The 20404-nt window shown below is 56.7% G+C and carries 17 protein-coding genes and 3 pseudogenes; 9 read left to right on the top strand and 11 right to left on the bottom strand.

Annotated features, from left to right (window positions below; translation table 11 throughout):
• Positions 1-25 precede the first annotated feature (25 nt).
• The 3 genes from BDD14_RS01315 to BDD14_RS01305 form a co-directional block, all read right to left on the bottom strand.
• Positions 26-346 carry a hypothetical protein gene (locus BDD14_RS01315; protein WP_130417242.1) on the bottom strand — a complete coding sequence of 107 codons (321 nt, stop codon included), beginning with the start codon at positions 344-346 and terminating at the stop codon, positions 26-28.
• 41 nt (positions 347-387) lie between these two features.
• Positions 388-639 carry a hypothetical protein gene (locus BDD14_RS01310; protein WP_130417241.1) on the bottom strand — a complete coding sequence of 84 codons (252 nt, stop codon included), beginning with the start codon at positions 637-639 and terminating at the stop codon, positions 388-390.
• Positions 640-1298: 659 nt separating this feature from the next.
• Positions 1299-2453, bottom strand: coding sequence for a glycosyltransferase (locus BDD14_RS01305; RefSeq protein WP_130417240.1), 1155 nt, complete (start codon positions 2451-2453; stop codon positions 1299-1301).
• A 314-nt stretch (positions 2454-2767) separates the two neighbouring features.
• On the opposite strand from BDD14_RS01305, the pseudogene BDD14_RS01300 reads away from it, so the two are divergent.
• A pseudogene (locus BDD14_RS01300) lies at positions 2768-2968 on the top strand (DDE-type integrase/transposase/recombinase); the annotation flags it as partial.
• A gap of 326 nt (positions 2969-3294) precedes the next feature.
• Here BDD14_RS01300 and BDD14_RS01295 read toward each other — a convergent pair.
• Positions 3295-4087, bottom strand: a pseudogene (locus BDD14_RS01295) (IS5 family transposase).
• Between the two features lie 636 nt (positions 4088-4723).
• On the opposite strand from BDD14_RS01295, the gene BDD14_RS01290 reads away from it, so the two are divergent.
• The 6 genes from BDD14_RS01290 to BDD14_RS01265 all read left to right on the top strand — a co-directional run bounded on the left by BDD14_RS01290 (position 4724) and on the right by BDD14_RS01265 (position 13282).
• Complete coding sequence (locus BDD14_RS01290; protein ID WP_130417238.1) at positions 4724-5626, top strand: nucleotide-binding protein; 903 nt, start codon at positions 4724-4726, stop codon at positions 5624-5626.
• A gap of 547 nt (positions 5627-6173) precedes the next feature.
• Positions 6174-7490, top strand: coding sequence for a glycosyltransferase family 2 protein (locus tag BDD14_RS01285; RefSeq protein ID WP_130417237.1), 1317 nt, complete (start codon positions 6174-6176; stop codon positions 7488-7490).
• 32 nt (positions 7491-7522) lie between these two features.
• Positions 7523-8434, top strand: a complete 912-nt coding sequence (locus BDD14_RS32765; RefSeq protein ID WP_130417236.1) for a cellulose biosynthesis cyclic di-GMP-binding regulatory protein BcsB — start codon at positions 7523-7525, stop codon at positions 8432-8434.
• A gap of 46 nt (positions 8435-8480) precedes the next feature.
• On the top strand, positions 8481-10775 hold the full coding sequence (locus BDD14_RS01275; RefSeq protein ID WP_130417235.1) for a tetratricopeptide repeat protein: 2295 nt from the start codon (positions 8481-8483) through the stop codon (positions 10773-10775).
• Entirely contained in the window at positions 10772-11542 is a 771-nt protein-coding gene (locus tag BDD14_RS01270) for a cellulose synthase subunit BcsC-related outer membrane protein (protein ID WP_207231658.1), read from the top strand. The genes BDD14_RS01275 and BDD14_RS01270 overlap by 4 nt, the downstream gene beginning before the upstream one ends.
• A 51-nt stretch (positions 11543-11593) precedes the next feature.
• Positions 11594-13282: a sensor domain-containing diguanylate cyclase gene (locus BDD14_RS01265; protein WP_130417233.1), complete on the top strand. Its 1689-nt coding sequence runs from the start codon at positions 11594-11596 to the stop codon at positions 13280-13282.
• An 89-nt stretch (positions 13283-13371) separates the two neighbouring features.
• Here the strand turns inward: BDD14_RS01265 and BDD14_RS01260 are convergent, their stop codons facing one another.
• The 7 genes and pseudogenes from BDD14_RS01260 to BDD14_RS01235 all read right to left on the bottom strand — a co-directional run.
• Positions 13372-14289, bottom strand: a complete 918-nt coding sequence (locus tag BDD14_RS01260) for a PP2C family protein-serine/threonine phosphatase (protein WP_242617649.1) — start codon at positions 14287-14289, stop codon at positions 13372-13374.
• 31 nt (positions 14290-14320) lie between these two features.
• Positions 14321-15043 carry a response regulator transcription factor gene (locus BDD14_RS01255; protein ID WP_130417232.1) on the bottom strand — a complete coding sequence of 241 codons (723 nt, stop codon included), beginning with the start codon at positions 15041-15043 and terminating at the stop codon, positions 14321-14323.
• Positions 15040-16716, bottom strand: coding sequence for an ATP-binding protein (locus BDD14_RS01250; protein ID WP_242617648.1), 1677 nt, complete (start codon positions 16714-16716; stop codon positions 15040-15042). Before BDD14_RS01250 ends, BDD14_RS01255 begins: the two co-directional genes overlap by 4 nt.
• A 434-nt stretch (positions 16717-17150) precedes the next feature.
• Positions 17151-18143: a WD40 repeat domain-containing protein gene (locus tag BDD14_RS01245; RefSeq protein WP_165419863.1), complete on the bottom strand. Its 993-nt coding sequence runs from the start codon at positions 18141-18143 to the stop codon at positions 17151-17153.
• Positions 18144-18178: 35 nt separating this feature from the next.
• Entirely contained in the window at positions 18179-18856 is a 678-nt protein-coding gene (locus tag BDD14_RS01240; RefSeq protein ID WP_165419862.1) for a WD40 repeat domain-containing protein, read from the bottom strand.
• A 125-nt stretch (positions 18857-18981) separates the two neighbouring features.
• Positions 18982-19209, bottom strand: coding sequence for a hypothetical protein (locus tag BDD14_RS34985; protein ID WP_479724024.1), 228 nt, complete (start codon positions 19207-19209; stop codon positions 18982-18984).
• A pseudogene (locus tag BDD14_RS01235) lies at positions 19157-19533 on the bottom strand (transposase family protein); the annotation flags it as partial. The pseudogene BDD14_RS01235 and the gene BDD14_RS34985, both read right to left, overlap by 53 nt.
• 151 nt (positions 19534-19684) lie before the next feature.
• Between BDD14_RS01235 and BDD14_RS34170 the strand changes: the two are divergent.
• The gene (locus BDD14_RS34170) at positions 19685-19999 is read left to right on the top strand and encodes a universal stress protein (protein ID WP_130417229.1); all 315 of its coding nucleotides are present in this window, start codon (positions 19685-19687) and stop codon (positions 19997-19999) included.
• Between the two features lie 119 nt (positions 20000-20118).
• A complete protein-coding gene (locus tag BDD14_RS34165) occupies positions 20119-20319 on the top strand; it encodes a universal stress protein (RefSeq protein ID WP_130422562.1) in 201 nt (66 codons plus the stop codon).
• The last annotated feature ends 85 nt before the right edge of the window (positions 20320-20404 follow it).

Below are 20404 nucleotides of genomic sequence, written 5' to 3'. Positions count from 1 at the left end.
CTACGGTCTGATTGTTGGTATCCCACTAGTCTCCATGGACGATCAGAACATCGCCGTGCGTGACTGCAGCTCCTAGTTGCTGGCGCGCCGCCGCGAGTTTTTCACTGTTTACATCATTTACCATGTTCACTCTGAATGCATTGGGATAGACGTAAAACACGTCTTTTGCTGTCCCAATATCTCCGTGGAACAGAAAGCTTTGAAAGGGAGCACTATACGCGCAGTGCTTCTCCGTATGTTCTTCAGGAATTAAAAGAAAACATGGCATCCTGGCCGCGACATTCTCCAATATAGAAGCGTCGAGTGCGGCACCATGTTCGTCTACTGTGGAATCGATATAGAACAAAGTCGCTCCCCACCGATCATGAGCATATCGAATCATTCGATTCAACTCATCGACGATTTGTCCAGCCGGCAGATACACCTGACGCGCACGTCCATTGTTGCCTCTGGTGAAATGCTGAGGCCGAACGCACCCTCCCACGCGTCTGGAACTACGGCCGTGACCTGGCCGTTACCGTAGTCCGCTGCGGTCACTCCCGGACCCTGATTATTGAACGTGAGTTGCGGCAAATTTGCACCGAAGCCCCGCAGGATGCGCTTCGAAGTGGAGCGCCAGGGGATAAATGACCGCTCCATTTAGAACTACACCAGAGTCTGCGGAATTAATTGCCATAACTTTTATGTCCAGGAGTCGTCATGTTGGCTGAAGCCAACGCGTATTGATCCCCAAACGAAATGATAGGTCCAGATATGGTTGATTAGTTCCCACGCGCGGCAACTGTTGTTTTCTCCCCAACCATATTGACCGGACGAACGTAGAGTCCCGCTGCTGTCAGTCATTTTCATATGGAAGATGTGAAGTGTATCGTCAGGAAACCTGTTCAGATCTTCCAGAACAACTCCCTTGTAAGACAGTTGTGGGAGCCCTTTATTGCTATAGGTTACCTGCAATCGCCCTTCGGCATTGGCGAAGGACGCAAGGACTAAGCAAGTCAACACCGTCGCATACAGACTGCTTCGAAGCACCATGGTTATCTTCGAATGTTAGGAAAAACTGAAGGTAGATACCCGTGTACTATAAATCTCTTAGGCGCGGCACCAAATGAAGTCGAATGGATAGCAAGTTACCAGAGCTACTCCGGACGACGGCGAATATCAAACCTTTAAAAATTAGGTTAGCAATCAGGCAACAGAATCCGATACAGCCACACTATTACATACGTTGAGAACCGCGCAACAAGCCATCCGTGGCCGCCGCGGTCACCAACTTTCCCATTTCCCAACGAATCTCCGCTTTAGTCGCTGAGGATTGCGCTAAGAGCATTGCGCATCGTAAGCGCTCGAAAACTCCAGGTTCCGTACCGACTTGCTGAAAAACGATCCGCTTCGTGTCCATCACGAAAGCCGAGTTCTAATAAACGTTCCGTGCCCTCCGCCAGTTCCTCAGCAGTATCCACGAGGTATAACAGCCCCTGCTTCTGGAGCAATTCATGGAAACCCCTCGTCGCCAGCATTGGCCTACCTGCGGCAAGATGCTCGTAGAATCTCGTCGAACTCCCCGAATACGTAGGTTCTTTCTTCAAATAGGGGAGCACGGCGACATCAAGGCATCTGGCATATCTTTGCAGCTCGCCGTAAGGCTTCATGCCGATGAACTTTGCAGTCTGCATTACCCGGGTTCGAGCAGCGTCCTGAAGGGGGTCATGTACTTTTCGATGTGTCGGACCAATGAAGAGCCAGGAAAATTTTGGCGTAAGCTCGATCGCCTTCTCAATGAATATCCAGTCCATATTGCCGGAAAGATCTCCTAAAACTCCCAGCACTGGTCTTTGGAGATCTTGCACATCCGGAGGCAGTTCTTCGGGATCTTCACGGATCATATCTGGAACGTTACTGCGTCGGGTCGCATTTGGTACGATCACTACCTTGTCAGGATTACATCCTTCCTCCGTGAAATAATCCGCAATCCGCTGCGAGTTAGGGCATACGAGATCAGCCACGTGGAAAAGTCGCCGATCCAGCTTTTTCACTTGGATTGGGTCAAGTCCTTCATAACGCCAAGTCAGATCTGTCGAGTAATAGATAATCGGCCCTTGCCAACGTTCAGCAACGTCCGCATAGTAGGGGGTCGTGCAGACGAGCGTTGCAGACGACGGCAATGGTGTCTGATCCAGCAAATGCCTGAGGACTTTACGTCTGTAGGGAAAGAGGGTCTTCACAACGGGCCGAGCGTAGCCACGCTGCTGCACGAATGAACGAAGTCGCAAGGGAGGATCAGCTAACTCCACTATATTCGTCGCATTGTTAAAGGCTCCTAGTATCTCAAATCTAGGCTCCCAAGCTATGACCTTAACCTGTTCCGCCAATGCGGAAGCGAACTCTTTCATCCAAATGCTGCCAACATCGAGCAGGTGCCATGGACCTTCACATGTTTTCTTACTCCGCATCATGCTGCCATTTTATCCATTCGGACTACCACCCACTCGGCTGAGCTTGCGAGAGCGGTTATTACGAACTCTCGACGGCATCGCCAGACTGGATTGGCTGCAGCGACGACCGCGATAATCCTGCCCTTCGTCGAGGACAGTGCCATCTTCGGTGAAGCAGCGGAAAGCGCATCTGCGCCCTCCGTGCAATTACACAGCCCGGAGCTCCCCATCATACTGAGTTAATAGGAAGTACGCACTAAAAGTGCGTTAGGAGAAATACTGGTTCTGGTGCAAATTCTGATGGCGGTTAGAGTGGAACGGCGATAAACAAGGCGATGAAGAAGCATGGAACACCACGGGTTATTACACTCGATGCTTATGCGGCCTCGCATCAAGCCATGACGGAGTTGAAATCAGCGGGAACGAGAGCACGCCGTGTTGGGATACGGTCCAGCAAATACCTGAACAATGTTGTGGAGCAGGATCATCGCCGAATCAAACAGCGGATTCGGCCGATGCTCGGGTTCAAGCGATTTGTTCAAGACCGAAACTTGCTGTGCAGACCCGTAGCTTATCCTGACGTTTGGGCAGATGTTCTCGCTGCTTGACCCCATCAAGAAATTCTTCAATCGCTTCCGATTCACACACTCTAGCGAAGTTTGCACCAGAATCAGTGAAAGGATGTCTCCCCTGAGTACACCTCTCCTGAAGATGTTCAGGTGAGATGGCGATTTGTCGGAATCCCGGACATCCTCATACAACTCTGACTTCTACCTTCCCTCCCCCAACGAAAGTGAGCGGCACCTGCAGGCCGCCGGCGGTCCAGCTAGTTGGTTATGCTACCTAGAGGCTGTTAATGACTTCAGTTGAGTATTTTGAAGATTCTGCTGAGCATGAGGCAGGCGAAGGCGAAGTAGTGGAAGGCGGCGAGGGTTTGGGAGAGGCGTTCGTAGTCTCTAGCCAGGCGGCGGAATCGCGGGGCCCAGGCGAAGCTTCTCTCGACGACCCATCGGCGGGGCAGCAGGACGAAGCCCCGTTTGGCCTCCGTGTGCTTGACCACCTCCAGTTGAATGCCGTGCCGGGCGGCCGCGCTGTCCGCGGTTTCTCCGGTGTAGCCCTGGTCGACGTAGGCAAGTTCCACGTGGTCTCCGGTGATCTGCTGCACCGCTTCGGCGAGCTTGTCCACCTGGGCGCGGTCCTGCTCGTTGGCGGCGGTGACATGCGAGGCGAGCAGGTTGCCCAGGGTGTCCACCGCAGCGTGCACCTTGGCTCCTTTGCGCCATCGTATCCAGCCCGCGCCCCCGACTCCGGCGTGGACTGCAGCGTCCGGCTGTCCACCACCATCGCCGTGGGCTGCGGCTTGCGCTCGGCAAACTCGCGCAATAGAGAGCGCAGGTCCTCCACCATGATCTCGAAGCATCCGGCACCCATCCAGCGCCGCGTCTGCTGGTACACCACCGGCCACGGCGGAAGATCGTTCGGCATCATCCGCCAGTGCGCCCCAGTCTTCACCAGCCAGCGCAGAGCGTTGAACACCGCCCGCAAACGGTGCGACCGCTGCCGAGCGTCCTCCCGGCACAACGCCAGATAGGGCGCCACGACCACTCCTCATCGCTCACATCGCTCGGATAACCAACCTGACCCTTATTCCCCATCCAACTATGCTGCGCGATGACAACAACACAATCACTGCCTTCCTACACATGAGAACTAAAGTTACTAACAGCCTCTAGACCAACGGCTCACCGATGTGGCGTACGTTGCGGGGAGAGCACGGTCTGATGGTGCGGCGGGTGGAGAACATGGCCGCACGGCCAAGATTGCTCCGTCTGTCGGTAAATTCGTGCTCACTTCCCGCGAGCCCTTCTCTGCCGACAGACTTGCCAGAAGCGTTCACATGAGTGTGGCTTCGTTGAATCGCTACTTCCGCGCGGTCCCGCGATGAGCTCCTTGCAATACCAGAAGCAGGTCTGCCGGCAGGAGACTCGCCACAACAGCCTTCAAAGGGGGATGGCTTTCTCTCACACCTCAGCCGCGAGTATGCGACAGCAGGGAATGCGAATAGGTGTAGTTTCTGCCAGCGAATCCCTGGCACAGTCTTCCTCGGACCGGCACCGACGAAACTCTTGACGCAACTTGGCATCCATTTCTTTCCCACAAATTCAAGCCGAATGTTACCTGTCAATAGCCCTTTCTAGGCGGTTTTTGGGGATGGTTACCCATGTTATCTTTAGTAACCAAAATTCGTGTGACCCAGCCGGTTCAGGGACCTCACGTGTGCGGGAGGTAGCTTGCCGAGACCCAATCATCCCGACCAGCCATCTGCGAAGTCTGAAGATCCAGAGCCGAATCGAGATGTAAACGCCCTCTTTTCTGGCTTTCGTCTGGACCAATCGTCTTACAGGACCTTCGGCCGTCACCGAAGCCCGAAACCGCCGGAACAAGCCGAGACGGTCGTGGCCGACTCTTCACGTCCGGAGCATGTCCGGATCGGAATCTTCTCCCCCATGGGAGGCGCAGGCAAAAGTACGCTTGCCGCTAGCCTCGGAAGCATCCTGTGGCAGCACGGCAAACGGGTGCTGCTGGTCGATGCCGCTCCGTGGCCCACGCTCGCCTTTCACTATGGAGCCACGACGACCCGCCCGGGAATGCGCTCGTTTTTCGCTCCCGGAGGAAAGGAGCTCCCTGTCCGCATTCTCGCCCGCGACCCGAACGATCCGGCAATTCCCGAGATGGACGACCATCTCAGGACCGATCCAGCTGACTATATCTTGTTCGATCTCAGCGGAGTCTCCGGCCAGGAACTTGCGACCTGCCTCCAGGAGTGCCAGGTTCTCCTGATCCCTCTAGTTCCGGACCCTTCTGCGGTGAGATACGCCGAGGCAGTAACAGCACTTCTCGGCACGTTTAAGAATCCCCCTGACCGGGTTCTGTATGTCGTCAACCAGATGGACGAATCTCCGCTTGCGAAGACCGTCTATGCCAGCCTGAACCAGCTGCTCGGCGATCAACTCTTCAAAAAGCCAATCTACCGTCAGGCGGAGATCCAGGAGTCTCTCTCCGAGGGAATCGTGCTGCCCTTCTTCGCTCGGAAGTCCCAAGCCGCGGCGGTGTGTAGCGAGATCGCGCACTGGCTCGAGATTCCCAGACCGATTACGCCCTCAAGCGCTCATCAGCGGTGGAGTGAGCAATGAAGAAGGCGAGTGAGCTATGGAGCCACCTCGGAGCGAGTGAAAGTATTGCAGGACGGACAGGACGAACCATTCTCTACCTCATCGTCGCCGTGCTGGCCTTCCAGTGCGTAACACTGCGTTTCGACTGGAAGCAACAGGCGATCGTAGGTTCGCTGACCCTCCTCATCGGTCTCGCGCTCTATACCTTCTCTCAGGCTTATGTCGCGACGCTGATGCTCATCGTCGCGTCGATGCTGACCACCTGCCGCTACGCCGTCTGGCGTGTCACCCAGGTCTACGAGGTCGTCACCGATCCCAGCAGCAACCTGCGCGTCTTAGAGCTGTTCTTCATGTTTCTCCTGCTCGCGGCCGAGATGTACGCCTTCGCAATCCTGCTGCTCGGCTTCATACAGATGATCTATCCGCTGCGAAGGCCACCGGCACCCCTTCCGAATGACATCGGCGAGTGGCCTGACGTGGATCTTCTGATCCCCACCTATAACGAACCTCTCTCCGTGGTTCGCTCTACGGCGCTCGCCTCCATCAATATCGATACCCCAGCGACAAGGTGCACGTTTATCTCCTCGACGATGGTCGCCAGCCGGAGTTTCGTGACTTCTGCGAGAACATTGGCATCGGTTACGTCGTCCGGCCCGATAATAAGCATGCCAAGGCGGGCAACATCAATAGCGCCTTGAAGCGCATGACCTCTCCTCTGGTCGCCATCTTCGATTGCGACCACGTACCGACAAGAAGTTTCCTCCAGGTCACCGCCGGATGGTTCCTGAAAGATAGGAAACTCGGCATGCTTCAGACACCGCATCACTTCTACTCCCCGGACCCGTTCGAACGTAACCTTGGAAGCTACAGAACAGTTCCCAACGAGGGCGAGTTGTTCTACAGGCTGCTGCAGGATGGCAACGATCTCTGGAACGCGACCTTCTTCTGCGGCTCTTGCGCCGTTCTTCGCCGCTCGGCGCTCGATGAGATCGGCGGGATCGCCGTGGAGACGGTGACCGAGGACGCGCATACCTCCCTGCGTATGCAGATGCGGGGATGGAATACCGCCTATATCAACCGGCCTCAGGCTGCGGGTCTGGCCACGGAGAGCCTTTCTGCACACGTGGGCCAGCGCATCCGCTGGGCACGGGGAATGATCCAGATCCTGCGCACGGACAATCCCCTGTTCGCGCGCGGTCTCAAGCTCGCCCAGCGGCTCTGCTACTTCAATGCGATGGTGCATTTCCTCTATGCTCTGCCGCGGCTCATCTTTCTTACCGCGCCGCTGGTCTACATGCTCTTCGGCTTGCGCAACATTCCGGGCTTGTGGATCACTATCGCCGCGTATGCCATTCCTCACCTCGTTCTTTCTACCCTGACCAACTCTCGTCTGCAGGGAAAGTATCGCTATTCCTTCTGGAACGAGATCTACGAGACCGTACTTGCGCCCTACATTCTGGGTCCGACACTGCTAGCGCTGGCCAACCCAAAACTGGGCAAATTCAACGTTACCGCCAAGGGCGGTGTCGTCAAGAACCGGTACTTCGATAAGACCATCGCAAGGCCCTACGGCGTTATGCTTCTGTTCAACTATCTCGGCCTTGCCGTGGCCCCCTGGAGATTCTTTGTTCTTAACGCCGACCACAAAGGCGCCGTCCTGATGAACGTCTTCTGGATCATCTTCAATTGCGTCATCATCGGCACGGCCAACTCCGTCGCCGTGGAGGCTCAACAGCGTAGAGGCAGCGTGCGCCTCAACCGCAGCATGATCGTCTCCATCCGTACGCTGAACGGAGCAGCCATCTCCGGAATCTCCTCCGATCTCTCACTCGGAGGCGGAGCCATCAGCCTAGAACAGGCCACCACGCTCGAGCAGGGCGCCTGATCGACATCATCTACACCGGCGGCGATCCGATCGTGCTTCCCGCCAAGGTTGTCAGCAGTAACGGCACCAGCCTGCGCTTTCAATACAGGCAGCTCACGCTCGAACAGGAAGAGGCGCTTACGCTGGTTCTCTACTCGCGCGCGGACTCCTGGCTCACCGAAGATCATCCTCGCGACCGCCCGTTGAAGAGCCTCGCTGCCATAATCCGGTTCTCGGTCCGGGGGATCCGCTACTCCTTCACAGGATTCATTCCCAGCCGCAAGGCGAAGCTGATGAGCCGCGAAGCCGAGATCACGGCTGCTCTTCTGTTGTGCCTGCTCCCGCTTGCTTCGGCGAAGCTCCACGCTGAGCGTCCTCCGCAGCCGACTCCCTTGCGCACCTTTCAGAGCACCATCTCTCTCCGCGACGCTGGCTACAACAACGGCATCACCCTTCGAGGCTGGGATGCGTCGGCGAGGACGCCGTTTATCCTCAGCGCATCGCAGGTCGCTCAGAAAGGCATGCTGCATCTGCACTATCGCTTCTCTCCCGGCATGATCCCCGAGAGAAGCCTTTTGACCGTTTCATTCAACGACACCTCCCTCACCAACCTGGTCATGCCGCCCGACGCCGGAAAGTCCGACGCATCCGACCTGACCGCCGACATTCCCGTGCCCGCCGATCTTATCGCCGCGCAGAACACGCTCGAGATCCATCTCCGCGGCCACTACGCAGCAAAGTGTGAGGACCCCGCGGACGAGCGCCTGTGGGCCACGATCAACCAGGCCTCCACCTTCGAGGTGGGTGGGGTTCTGCTGGCGATGGCGAACGCAGCGGGCCGTCCGACTCGATGCCAAGTCTCTTCCCGCCTGGCGAGCTCTCTTTCTTTCGCAATCGCAGAACGGCCAGCGGGCCCAGTCAGACCGCATTCTCAACCGCGCCCTTGGTTTAGTCCAGACCAGTGACGGCAGCGAGACCTCCGCCCCGAAACAGCTCCAGTACGCCTCCCTGATGATGGCGGCCAAACGCTATAACAACGCCATCCGCAGCTACCGAAGAGTACTCGACGCCGATCCCGACAATGCCGACGCCTGGCGCGGAGTGATCATCGCCGAACACCTCGGAGGCCGCGACGAGGAAGCGCTCCGTGCCTTCCAGCAGATGCCCCCGGAGGTCTCCTCCGCAACCCAGACCGACGCTGACTTTTTGTCGATGCTCGCCGGCATCTATCAGTCGCAATCCCAGATCGACGCGGCGCGCGCGACTCTCCAGCGTGCGCTCCGGATTCATCCTTCTCTTTCGTTGCAACTCCAACTCGCCTCCGTCGAGATAGCACACGGCGACAAGGACCGGGCCGTGCAGCTCTACCAGCGCATTACCGATGAGCATCCAGATTCGAAGCAGGCATGGATCGGATATCTCCAGGGACTTCATGCGACTGGTCACGATCGTGAAGCCCTCCGGCAGATCCAGCAGATGCCTGAGGACATCAGCTCTTCTTTGCAGGACAACCCTGACTACTTGCAAGCCACAGCTGCCGTTTACGGTGCTTCGGGAAACAACCGTCGCGCAACAGCCGCTATCGATCGCGTCAACGACATCTACAGCGAGCAGGGCATCGTGCCTCCCGCTTCAGTCCAAATTCAGGAAGGCTGGCTCTATCTGCAGGCAGGCGCCAACACGCGACTTTCCGATATCATCCAGCAGCTGAGCAGCGAGGACGATCTAACCTCGGATCAGCAGGAAGATCTCTCGCATCTGTGGACGAGCTGGGCTCTCAAACGCGCCACACAACTGCGGCTGCAAGGCAAGCCGCAGGCCGCGGTGCTCATCCTCTCCGCAGCACTCCGCGCCTTCCCCTCCGACCTCTCGGTGAATGACGCTCTCGCAGACACCTACGTCGAGGCCGGCGAACCAAAGCACGCTGTGCTGCTCTATGCGCGCGACGATATCTCGCAGGCCGACAGAGCCATCTGCGCCTCGGCCATCCGCGCTGCTCTCGCCGCCGGGAATCGCAAGCAGGCCGAAGCCTGGTTGCAGACCGCGCTCGGCCGTTTCGGACGCGACGCCCAGATCCTCCAGCTCGCCGCCGAGTTCGAACAGCAGCGCGGCGACTCCCGCCGTGCCGCCGCATACTATCGTGCCGCCCTGCAGGCCGCCGGTCAGCCCGAGAGCAAGTACGAGCTGACTTCATCGAAAGCCCGCAACTCCAGCGCATCTCAGCTTCCGGCCGCGCAGGAGTTGTTCCGTATGCTCAGCTCTTCAGCCGATGCATCTGGTCAAACCCTCTCTTCAGGAAGAGGCAATCCGGACGACCGGCAGACGCTCTGGCCCACGCGCTCCTCCTCCCTCCGCAGCCACGAATCCGATCTCTCCGACCTGCCCTCAGAGACGGAAGCGCCTCTCGCTCCTCCAAGTCCGCGTAGACCGGCCCGTGTAAATCGAGATAGCTTTGACTGGAGCTCCTCGCCAACCGGCTCACTCTCGGACAACGACGGCACTCTTCAGCCCCTCAAGCCGAACAAATCCGCAAAGTCCACGCCATCGAGCACGCATCCAGCGTTCGGCAGCGACGACACCGACAGCGATTCCCAGCTCGATGCGATCGAACAGCCTCCCGCGCGCCACAACAACTCTCGGCCGGCATCCTCCTCCACCAACACCTCAGCCAGTCGTGCTACCGCTCTTCCCTCTCTCGCGACAGAGGACCCCTTACCGACTGACCAGCGTGGGGCCGCCCGATCCTCCAACGCATGGCTGCCACCGCGCTCTACACAGGGCGTCGACACCCTCGACAGCCCTCGATCCGTCGCTATGCTCACGTCTCCTCCCGCACCCGCCGAGGCTCTGCCTCCTCTTACCGGCTCTGCCGTCGTCGTGCCACGCCAGCTAAGCCCGCGCGAGGATATGGAACAGCATCTTGACGCCATCCAGGCAGCATCGAGCCCTTATCTGGGCGGAAGATCTTGGGTGGCCTTCCATAGCGGGCAGCCTGGCTACGATCGCCTCACCATCTTCACCGCCGACATTGAACAGTCTTCGATGATCGCCAATGGAGCGCGGCTCTCGGTCATTGTTCATCCCACCCTCCTGCAGGGCGGCATCACCGACTCGAACGCAACATTCCAGCTTGGAACCCTTCCCGTCGGAGCTGTCGCCAATGCCCAATCCTCTGCGGGAGTCGGCGGCGAACTGCAGCTCAGGACCCGGAGCTTCGGGGCCGCGATCGGCTACACGCCCCCCACGGCTTCCTGGTTGAAAACGTCACCGGACGACTTCTTATCCAGCCGGACGCCGGCCCCGTGACCGTCACCTTCGATCGCCAATCGATCGAAGACTCACAGCTCTCCTACGCCGGACTCCGCGATCCCGGCTCCATCTCCCCCAATAACAGCGGATATATCTGGGGAGGAGTTATCGCCAATGCAGGCTCCATCCAGGTCAATCGTGGGGACGCATCCTCAGGCTGGTACATCGCCGGCGGGGGACAATACATCACCGGCCAGCATATCCGCTCTAACACCCGAATCGACGGTTACGCCGGAGCCTACTGGTCCACCTGGGAGAGACCGGAATACGGCAAGCTGACCCTCGGAATGAATATCTTCGGCATGCACTTTGCCAACAATCAGCGCTTGTTCACCTATGGCAATGGAGGATATTTCTCGCCCGGAGCTTACCTGCTCAGCAATGTTCCCATTACCTTCGAAGGACATCAGGGCACGCGATTCCACTACCGCGCCGCCGGATCCATCGGTCTGCAGGCCTTTCAGGAAGACGCCGCACCCTATTACCCGCTCGACCCCGGTCTGCAGATCGCGAACAACAATCCCTACCTGCCCGAACGAACCAGCGTGGGAGCCAACTACAACATGGAGGCGGAAGGTTCCTACCTGATGACCGAGCACTGGCATGTGGGCGGCTTCTTCACTGTCGACAACTCACGCAGCTACATCAACAGCCGTGCTGGCTTCTACCTCCGCTACGTCACCCACCCGCAATCGCTGGACTCCTTCAGGGGACCCACCGGGCTTGATCGGCGAACCGGCTTGAGGCCCCTTTTGATTCCCTGATGCAACCACACGTTCGTCATTCCGAAAGCTCCGAGGGCCGCGGATCACTGCATGGATAAACTCCCCAAATCGACCGCTGCTATCAAGCTGATTCTGCTTGCTGCCCTGGGATCTGTCCTGTTCACCACAGGAGGCGCGATCTTTCTCTTCCGGAACACGCAGAACCTTATCTCTGCGGGCCGATGGGCCGAACACACACGGGAGGTTCTGCTTTCTATTCAGACCGCCTCGGACCTGACGCAGCGTACCGAATCCGGCAGCAGATTTTATCGGGTTACGCAGGATGAAGTTCAGCTCTCCAACTCGCGTCGTAATACGATTCAACTCCGCACGCGCGCCACTCGCCTGCGAAGCCTGGTTGCCGACAACACCCACCAGACCTCCAATCTCAACGAGCTGGATACCTGTTCTACCGCACTTCTCCACGATCTCAGCACGAATCCTCCGGACCTTGTGCATGCCGAGGCGCATGTCCTGCACTGCCAGCAGACACTCTCTCTGATGGCAGGGCAGGAACAGGAACTGCTTAAGCAAAGAGATGAGACCACGCAGCGCAGATCCCAGATCTCAACCCTTACCGAGCTCGGCTTAGCAGGCATTTGCTTTTCAACCATGATCGTCCTCTTCAGCCTTCTGCTGCGTGACGCGATCCTACGTGGCCGGGTCGTCGAAGCCGCGGCCAGGACAAATCAGGAGCTCAGCAACAGCGTTCACTCGCTCCGGAACCATGGGCGCGAGGTGCAGCTGCTGTCCCTCGCCCGCGACGATCTGCAGCTCTGCACCGATGCCCCCCAGGTCCACCGCTCCGCAGCATTCCGTTTCTCCGAGCTGCTCTCCGGAACCAACGGTTCCCTCTGCATCATCAACAGCTCTCGAAACATGGTCGAGACTGTATCCAGCTGGAGCGCAAACGACACCAACTCCGGCATCGCCGAGATTTTTCCGCCCGAGACCTGTTGCGGCTTGCGTTCTGGACAGTTTCGCTGGCATGCTCCTGGAGCCTCGCAGATCGACTGCAACCACTTCATCGGATCCGCTCCTCGCTGTTATCTCTGCGTCCCCCTCGTCGCTCATGGCGACACGATCGGAATCCTCTACATCGGCTGTCCCGACGAAGCGATCAGGGAGATCGTTGAAAGTCGCACGGAAGGTGTTCGCCAACTCGTCCAGCTCACCGCAATGGCGCTTGCTTCCCTCGAAATGCGAAAGAAGCTGGAGCACCAGTCCATTCGCGATGGACTCACTAGCCTGTTCAATCGTCACTTCCTCGAGATCGCTCTCGAACGCGAACTCGCGCGCGCCAGCCGGCGCAAGGGAGCTCTCTCCGTCCTGATGATGGATATCGATCACTTCAAAAAATTGAACGACCAGTTCGGCCACTCTGCCGGAGACGCCGTTCTCAAAGAGATCGCCCATACCTTCAGCGCCTGCGTACGAACCGAAGATCTGATCTGCCGTTACGGTGGCGAAGAGTTCACTATCATCCTACCCGACATCACTCCCGAAGCCACCCTCCACCGGGCCGAGGTGATCCGCAAAGCGGTCGCGAACCTGCGCACGGAACTCGACAATGATCTGTACAGTAGCGTCACGGTATCCATCGGCGCGGCCATCTTCCCCCGGGATGGTCAATCCTCCGAGAGCCTGCTCCGGCACGCCGATGCCGCCCTTTATCGCGCCAAACGCGAAGGCAGAAACAGGGTTGTCATGGTCGAGGACTCCTCTCCCGCGTCTGTGTAAACAGCCGCGCGGACATTCTTCGCCGAAAGGGGGAGAGGCGACCTACGACGATGTTCCCGTTGCGTGAAGCGGGGCTTCACCTTGTTCAATCATCCAGCAAGTGCTGTCGGATGTTGGCATTTAGCGTCGCGTTGAATCACTGTCAAACTGACGTCGTCGCAAAGCGGACTCCCATTCGCGAAGTCTTGTAGAGTGGCAAGGAGTATCATGAGCGTGGCTGGAGCGGATGGCGATTTGGCGTGTCGTAATGCCATTAGTATCCGATCCAATCCAAACTCTTCCTCTGAAGTGTTGCGGCATTCAAGTACACCATCTGAGTATGCGACAAGCGTGTCCCCGGGTTCGAGAATTAGTTCGCCCAAGTCAAATTTCGCGCGTTCGATAGCACCCAACAGAGGGCCGCCCCTCTCAAGCAATTCAGTCCGGCCATCCGCGCGAAGCACTATTGGCGGGAAATGGCCGGCATTGCAGTAGGTCAGTCCTCCAAGGTGGCAGTCAATCCGAGCGAGAAAGGCCGTGGCGAATGGCGCAACCGGCCGCAGATAGCAGAGGTGGCGGTTGATTTCCGACGCGATGCTTGCAGGGTCGGAATAAGGATCGCCGTAACATTGCAAAAGTCCTGCCAGATTGGTGAACCACATCCCAGCCGCAACACCTTTACCGGCAATGTCTCCATGCGCCATAAGAACCTGGGAACCGCTTTTCAAAAACGTTGTGAAATCCCCTGAGATAAAGCGAGCCGCGAATACCTCGCTTGCGAACTGTAAACTGCCGTGGCGAAACTCACGCGGGCCGCTTAGTTTGCGCTGGATCTGTGCGGCCTCGAACAGTTCTGAATGGAGATCAAGTTTCTCTCGCAGGAGTGTGTCCACCTCGTCCCGTGGCACACTCGATGGCGGTGGCGGCATCGACGCCACGATCGCGGATTGGGGTATGCTGTAATTTCGGCGCCCGACGTTGGTCCGGAACTTACCTTCACTTCCTGGTAATACTCGACCGTCGTTCATACTCCACCCCTTTTAGATTCTGATCGTTGCTCTAACCGACGAACCGATAACCTGTTCCATGCACTGTGAGAAAGTACTGTGGTTGTTCGGGATCGGGCTCAAGTTTTTGGCGCAGACGCACCAGGTGCGTATCCACCGTCCGGCTCGTTGGGTAATTCTCGTATCCCCAAACCTCTTCCAGAAGACGATCGCGACTCAGCGTTTCACCAGAATGACAGATGAAATACTTCAACAGCTCGAATTCTTTGGAGGAAACATCGAGAGCCTTGCCTGACCTGAGCACTCGGTGATGGCGCAGGTCGACTTCCACATTACCGAAGGAGTGTTGATCCTGATGTTTGGGAACCACTGCCGTGCGTCGCAGAACGGCCTTCACTCGCGCAAGCAACTCGCGGATTGAGAAGGGCTTGGTCACATAGTCGTCCGCGCCCAGTTCGAGGCCCACCACTTTGTCCAGTTCCTGGCCGCGGGCAGTTAGCATGATGATCGGGATGGAACCGCGTTGAGCGCGTAACTGCTTGCATACTTCCAGTCCACTCATCCGGGGCATCATGACATCCAGGACCACAAGATCGGGAGACTCTTCCGGCGCTCGCCGAAGGCCTTCGATCCCATCGCCCGCTGTAATCACTTCGTAGCCTTCAAACTCGAAGTTGTCTCGAAGTCCAGCCACCATATTGGGCTCGTCCTCCACGACAAGAATTTTCGCTGGTCTCGGTGCTTCTGTTACCTTCGCCTTCTCTTGCTGTCTCATGCCGACATCCCTTTCGCCTGCTGGACCTCTGCAGTCTGCACCGGCAGAGTAATGATGAACTTGCTGCCTTGGCCGGGCTCGCTCTCAACTGCAACTTCACCTCCATGAGCCTGCACGATGTGGCGCACCAGAGACAGCCCCAGTCCGCTCCCCTTGGTGTTATGCACCAGTGGATCGCCCACTCGATAGAACTTCTCGAAGATTTTGGGCTGCTCCTTCGCGGAAATGCCGATTCCGTGATCGACGACCTCAAGATTGACGCCGCCATTGTGCCGGTAGAGGTTTACCCCGAGGTATTTTTCTGTCGCCGAGTACTTCACCGCGTTGTTCACCAGATTCAGCAGTGAACGCGCAATCGCTTCGCGGTCGACCCACACTTGTGGCAGATCGTTGTCGATCTTCTGTTCGAACTGGAACCCGTCCTGCTCGATTTCAAAACGATAAGATTCCAGCGTGCTCCGCACCAGATCAGCCACATCAGTTTCGCGGAAGCTGTATTCTTTCTTGCCCGACTCGATACGAGAGAAGTCCAGAATATTGTTGATCAGGGAGGTCAACCGCTCACTCTCCTTGCGAATAATCTCGTAATATTCCTGGCGTTTTCCCGGATTGGAGATGCGTCCCAGTTCCAGCGTCTCTGCGTAAAGGCGGATGAGCGCCAGAGGCGTTCTCAGCTCGTGCGAGACGTTAGAGACAAAATCGGATTTCAATTTCGCCAGTGCAAGTTCGCGCGCAACGTTTCGATAGGTGAGTAGCATCCCTCCACCCATCAGCAGCGAAAGCGCCCCGAGGATAAGGAAGGCTGTCTGCACAAAGTGATTGCTGATGTTCGCAATCGTGGTCCCGCGCAGCTTAATTCCCAAAACCAGTCCGGGAAAGACCCCTTCAAAACTACGCTCTACTTCAGGCGAACCTCCATCCCAACGCAGCGAAGTCGCCAAAGGAGCGTGGTCCTTTACAGTCCTTACCATGATCACTGGTTGAGGATGGGTATCGTTTTGATTCTGATTTGGCAGCACGTCATTAAGCGCTTGCGGAAAAAACTTGTCTTTCAGATAGTCGGTATCGTAGACAAACCCTGCCAGAGCGGGATGCTCCGCAGTCGAACCGCGAGGTACGAATAGAACCAGAGACTGATACTGCCATTTGTCACCCCTGGATACCCAATTGTCCGTAAGGTAGACGTGCTTCCCTTCTTTCGCCTCCATCTTCTTCAGCTTGGCGATCCAGTCTTTGGACTCCGACTCCGGATCAAACCAATGCCCGATCATGGATGAGAACTCCTTGCCTTCTTCACCAAATGCAGGTTCGTTCATCCGAGCGGGCTGAGATTGACCCTGAACGTGGCCCTTCCCAGCCCACAGCACCGCATGGGCAATGTCTGGGTGTGCCACCAGGAAAGCCTCGAGTCTGTCGCCCTGGTTCACATCGGGAAATTTCGCCCTGGCTTCCTCGGCGATATCATAAGCGCGGGCATCAATCCGCTTTTCGGCGATAGCCAGGACTTGTTGATGCTCCCGTTGAATGACAGCCTCGATGGCCTTGTTGCGCTGTATGTTCCTAAGATACGATGCACCGGCCACGATGAACCCGGCGGCGGGCAACATAACTCCCAGCATGAACACCAACATGCGTGGGCGTTCGGACCAACGTCGAACTTGAAACTTCAACATAGGCGCGCTTTCGGAGAGGCGCCCCGTACGTTTTAGGAGAAGCGCCCACTTCCATCGGATTGAAGAATAAGCGAAAACCCGGGGCGATATGTCACAACGACGCAACAAATTGCAAAAAGTTGTGAACTTACAGGTGTCACACTGCACTCAATTCTGGGAATCACACTATTTATTTTCAATCTTTTTCCGGGGATTCAACTGCATTGTCACTGCGCTTAAATCCCGGACTATTGCACATAAAACCCGTACGAAGTTCCTGCTGAAGTGTCCGGGATATAAGCACAAAGATGACCATCAGACATTTGCTTCCTTGTGTCTTTCCACCGAGAGGGAACGCACTCTATTAACATAAACGCGGGCCGGCAGGATCTGAATGACATATCCGCGGTTCACTTATGTGAGTGGACCGTTTTAGCCTCATCACCGACTGTCAGCTAATGAGTTAGCGATATTCTGGCGGAGAGAGCTTTCTGTGCGGCGTCAATCTTCACCATCCATGCTGGATGCTCAAAGGCAATCTTTCGGGCATAACTGAGCGATTCCTTTGTATTTGAAGCAATAAGTTGATCAATATACTGCTCCATCGAGAGCTTACTCCAGGGCGATACCGCGCGCTGGCTCGGTGCCAAGAAATACCACTTACCGAACCGCGTCCATAGATCGTCCGCTTGGGATGCAAGCAGATTGGCACGGAGTTTCTCTATCCCTGAAGAATCTGGCGGGCCAAATTGAGCAAAGCGTGAGCGGCTTCCTGAGAACTCTGCCAAATCGGCTAACCACCCCGGCGCGAGATCGCTCGGAGGCATATCCAAAATTTCGGCAGTACTCCCAATAGTGACCAACAGTACCGGATCGGTCGGGCTAAACTGTGCACCGTTCAGGTTGGTGGTGTAGTGAATGGGCAGCATCACGGCTTCACCTGTGACAGCGCTCCATACACGGATTGACAGATCACGCCCGCGGGTAAAAACGAGCGACGCGTCAGAGCTGAAGCCACCATCGATGAGTGGCGCACTATGCTGCAGCAAATGCGTAAGCGCCTGGCCGGTGTGTGCATCCCACACGCGGGCAGTGTGATCGTAGGACGAAGTCAGCACACGCGTGGCATCCGGGCTAAACTCCGCATCGCTGATAGGTGCAGTCTGCGTAAAGGCGCTTCCCTGCTGTACCCCGGTATTCGTATCCCAAATCTTTGCGGTGTGATCTTCCGAACCGGTTAGCGCGAACCGGCTGTCCTGGCTGAATGTCGCGCTGAAGACCGCGTTGCCCTGCGGCAGACGATGCAGGCGTTTGCCCGTAATTGGATCCAGGAGATCCGCGATGTCATCGTTTGTGCCAATGAGCGCGTGCTTTCCGTCGTTGCTGAAGGCAACGACGTTTATATCGTCGTGGTATGCGGGCTTCGGCGAGAGTACTTCGCCTGTCATGACGTTCATCAAATATACCTGGGTCCCAGCACTGCCTAACACTCTCTGGCCATCCAGACTGAGCGCGATTGTGGAAAGGGGCTTCTCTGTTCGGAATGGAGCATGTAGAGGATGACCGGTAGCTGCGTCCATAGATACACTGTCGCATTGCGTGAGCTGGTAACAATCCGGCGCCCGTCGGCGCTCCAGGCTGCAGCAAGAACATCATCTTCGTGAGGGATCGGGCCGGCAGTCTGCATGCCTGTATGTGCATCCCAGATGCGTACTGTCTTGTCATCGAGTACCGTGAGGATGCGAGAACCATCTGCACTATAACGCGCCGACACGATGTTCGCCGTTAGGCAACATAGTTTGATATGCACGTCCTGACGTTGCTCGGTGATGAGCTGAAATGCAAGACCGGCCGCGGGATTGCTCTCACGCTGTGCACGAAGGCTTGCAGCAGCTTCGCGAAGTGCCTCATGGTTGATTCCGTCTGTCGCGAACTTCAGAGCGAGCAGGTAGTGGACGTATGCTGCAGGCGCCAGATCTGAACTGCCAATGGGGAAAGTCGTGTTAGCAATGGCAGTAGAAGATGCAGATGCGGCCGCCGGATGCTCCTGGGCCAGCGCAGCCTGATACACAACAAATCCAGATGCGGTGAAGCATGCAGCGGCTATGCAGATCAGCCGCTGCAGCTTCCATACAGAAGCTGACGAAAACCTTTCTTTCACGAATCTCCTTACAGGTTCCTTACTTTTGCGGCGCTGTGTGCGCTCCTCCAAACATAACGCAGGTTACTGGTAGAGAATCCAGCTGGAGCAGCGACCCGGTACAGAGCCCTGCTCCAGCTAGTTGTTTAGTCCCGGCATTTGATGAGTGTAAATCTGGTGGGTTCTTGGGTCCAGAGATTACAGATGGCTTCGTAGGGTGTGAGGCCGCGTAGTGTTTTGAGTTGGCTGGCGAAGTTGTAGGCTGCGATGAAGTCGGACAAGTGCGCTTTGAGTTGTTGTTGCGTGTCGTAGAAGAAGCGCTTTCTTCCTCCTGGGCTTATCGCCTTCCACATCGGGTAGACGGCTGATGCCATGGCGTTCCAGACAACGGTGCAACGAAGATCGGGTCAGCTGGGGAATCGTGGGCTCCAAAGCGTAGAGGCAGTCGTCGAGCGGCAACAGCGTGTGCTTACGAAACGCAACGAGGATGGCCTCCTGCTCAACCGAAAGAACGGTGGACTTCGGATGGTTGACCCAGTCCGGCGATCGGCAGTCGAGTCGCGCTTCCTCCACTTGGCAACGGCCTTGGGGTTGATGCCATGCCGCCGAGCCAGCACCCTCAGGCTCTCTTGAGTATGTTATATCGCTCCACGGAGCGCCGCTGTCGTTGTGGCGCTCCGGTGTAGAACCTGTCCCATAGTGCCTCCTTCCAAGCTCTGAAAAGTATGCACCATCAAATGCCGGGACTAAACAACTAAGGACCCATGATTCGGGCATCCAATGATGCTGCACATATCGGGATGATCAGCAGTCAATAATTGCATAATCCAGTCATGCGCCGCTTAAGCTGTGACCGTCACAACTATAAGCAGGGGGAAGACAGCTAAGTTCAAGATACTGGAAGTTACCCTGGTCTGGCGAGGTTCGTTTTTAGAGTCCAGAATTTGCAAGCGCCAAAGCTTCAGCGATCGCTCAAAATCTGGCCTCGCCACACGTGAGATCGTCTTTACCCGGATTGTCGTTGCCACCGATTTCTCGAAGCCTGCCGCTCGGGCTCTAAAGCTAGCTATCTCCGTCGGCCAGATGTTCGGCTCGAAGATCTCCCTGGTGCATGCAGCCTCACTCGTCGTAGACGGCATCGACGCCAGCGCCCTGTCTCGATAGAAGTTCTCGATGCCCGTCTAGACGCTGATAAAAGCAGATGAATAAGCTCGTCTTGATTGAATCCGGACTTAACGAGTTGAAGCCCAGGATAGTAGTTGAATATGCGAATGCGGTAGCATCTGATCAATCGAGTCGCCGTGCAAGAGAAAGCGGACCTGATCATCGTGGGATCACATGGCGCAAGCGGCCTCGAACGGTTGGTGCTAGGGTCGATTGCAGAATCTATACTGCATCATGCAATATGTCCAACTCTGATCGTCGGCCCGAATTGCGTGCGTAGAACGCTACTGCAACGTGAGAATACGTGTGGAGTTTGGTAACCTCGCGGAGGTAATTACCGCGATCGCCCAATCGGAGTGCGCCAGCTTGGTAGTTGTTGGCCTCCAAGATACGCCTCTTGCCGAC

The sequence above is a fragment of the Edaphobacter modestus genome (assembly GCF_004217555.1).
Classification (GTDB): domain Bacteria; phylum Acidobacteriota; class Terriglobia; order Terriglobales; family Acidobacteriaceae; genus Edaphobacter; species Edaphobacter modestus.
Note: the sequence above shows the minus strand (reverse complement) of the source record. Positions and strands in the feature narration are given on the sequence as shown.

Bases quoted from the DNA above. Each gene is read 5' to 3' on its own strand.
- BDD14_RS01260 (WP_242617649.1), bottom strand. From the start codon at position 14,289: ATGAACGACGGTCGAGTATTACCAGGAAGTGAAGGTAAGTTCCGGACC.
- BDD14_RS01265 (WP_130417233.1), top strand. From the start codon at position 11,594: ATGGATAAACTCCCCAAATCGACCGCTGCTATCAAGCTGATTCTGCTT.
- BDD14_RS01250 (WP_242617648.1), bottom strand. From the start codon at position 16,716: ATGTTGAAGTTTCAAGTTCGACGTTGGTCCGAACGCCCACGCATGTTG.
- BDD14_RS01245 (WP_165419863.1), bottom strand. From the start codon at position 18,143: ATGACAGGCGAAGTACTCTCGCCGAAGCCCGCATACCACGACGATATA.
- BDD14_RS34985 (WP_479724024.1), bottom strand. From the start codon at position 19,209: ATGGCATCAGCCGTCTACCCGATGTGGAAGGCGATAAGCCCAGGAGGA.
- BDD14_RS01310 (WP_130417241.1), bottom strand. From the start codon at position 639: ATGGAGCGGTCATTTATCCCCTGGCGCTCCACTTCGAAGCGCATCCTG.
- BDD14_RS01255 (WP_130417232.1), bottom strand. From the start codon at position 15,043: ATGAGACAGCAAGAGAAGGCGAAGGTAACAGAAGCACCGAGACCAGCG.
- BDD14_RS01305 (WP_130417240.1), bottom strand. From the start codon at position 2,453: ATGATGCGGAGTAAGAAAACATGTGAAGGTCCATGGCACCTGCTCGAT.
- BDD14_RS01275 (WP_130417235.1), top strand. From the start codon at position 8,481: ATGATGGCGGCCAAACGCTATAACAACGCCATCCGCAGCTACCGAAGA.